This is a genomic window from Crenothrix polyspora (genome assembly GCF_900163755.1).
Classification (GTDB): Bacteria; Pseudomonadota; Gammaproteobacteria; order Methylococcales; family Methylomonadaceae; genus Crenothrix; species Crenothrix polyspora.
This window is the reverse complement of record NZ_FUKI01000091.1, coordinates 1-1,337: the sequence shown is the minus strand read 5'-3', so window position 1 is coordinate 1,337 and position 1,337 is coordinate 1. Positions and strand designations below refer to the sequence as shown.

Sequence of the window (1,337 nt, the reverse complement as noted above, 5' to 3'; positions counted from 1 at the left end):
ACGGTGGTGGCGTTTAAGTTGTTCAAGTTATTTCATGCACGTTCCTAAGTTGAAAACGCTGTAACTGCATGACAATGGCAAAAACTTTCAAAATGGTCGCTCAAAAAGCGGTGCGACTACCTATAGCTGATTAAAAAACACCCACCTGAAATACTGGCTCGCTTTCAACAGATTCAACTTAAACAACTGCATATTTCCACTATCACACTGTTTGAACTGTACTACGGCATTGAAAAAAACAATTCCCAGCCGCGTAATGTAGCGGCATTAGAAAATTTTATCGCACCCCTCACAGTGGTTGACCTTCCCCTTGATGCGGCCAAAAAAGCGGCATGGCACATCGCATACTCTACGAAAATCGAACTGTGCTATCATTCCGAACAGCTTATTAATCTACTTATAGCGTGTTTCAGATGCCAAAAATCACTCAGCTTTCGCAATTAGATTTAAATAAAACTTACAGTTACGCCGACTATTTAACTTGGCACATAGATGAAGCCATTGAATTAATTAAAGGCAAAATCATGTTGATGTCACCCGCGCCGAATGTGAAACATCAGCGCGTTTCAATGAATCTCAGTCGCGTGCTGGCTAATTTTTTCAACCGTAAACAATGTCAAGTCTTCGCTGCACCCTTCGATGTTCGGTTATACAATCGAAAAAAATCTATTTTGACCAGTAAAGAGCTTTACACGGTTGTGCAACCCGATTTATGCGTGATTTGTAATCCTGATATTTTAGACAAACAAGGCTGTAACGGCGCACCGGATTGGATTATTGAGATTTTATCCAAGGGTAATTCCAAGCGCGAAATGCAGGTTAAATACCAGCTGTATCAAGAAAGCGGCGTAACAGAGTACTGGATTGTTTATCCCAATGACCAAGCCATTCATCAATTTGTATTAAACGAAAGCGGCCGTTATGATCTTACCCACATGTACACAGACGATGACAAAGCCATACCGTATGTATTTCCTGACTTAGCGGTTGATTTAACTGAAATTTTTGAAATATTCGATGATGAATAACGCAAGACCTGTCTTCAGTTTTGGGTGGTTTTTTAGCCAATTTTTGTTTTATGCTAATAACGGTGTTGTTCAAAGTATCCGGATTTTTTTTGCACAGATGAGTATTAACATATACAACGTTTTCAACTTAGGAACGCGCACGAAATAACTTGAGCAAGTTCATGCTTCGACAGGCTCAGCNNCTCAGCACGAACGGTGGTGGCGTTTAAGTTGTTCAAGTTATTTCATGCACGTTCCTTAGGACAATTACAGCGTAACCGTTCGTGCTGAGCTTGTCGAAGCATGAACGGCACACTTCGACAAGCTCAG

The 1,337-nt window shown here is 40.9% G+C and carries 1 protein-coding gene; it reads left to right on the top strand.

Annotation, left to right across the window (positions count from 1 at the left end; all coding sequences use genetic code 11):
• Window positions 1–413: 413 nt before the first annotated feature.
• Window positions 414–1,028: a Uma2 family endonuclease gene (locus CRENPOLYSF2_RS05165; RefSeq protein WP_087142880.1), complete on the top strand. Its 615-nt coding sequence runs from the start codon at window positions 414–416 to the stop codon at window positions 1,026–1,028.
• Window positions 1,029–1,337 lie beyond the last annotated feature (309 nt).

Excerpts from the sequence above, each read along its gene's own strand:
- CRENPOLYSF2_RS05165 (WP_087142880.1), top strand. The coding sequence starts at position 414 with ATGCCAAAAATCACTCAGCTTTCGCAATTAGATTTAAATAAAACTTAC.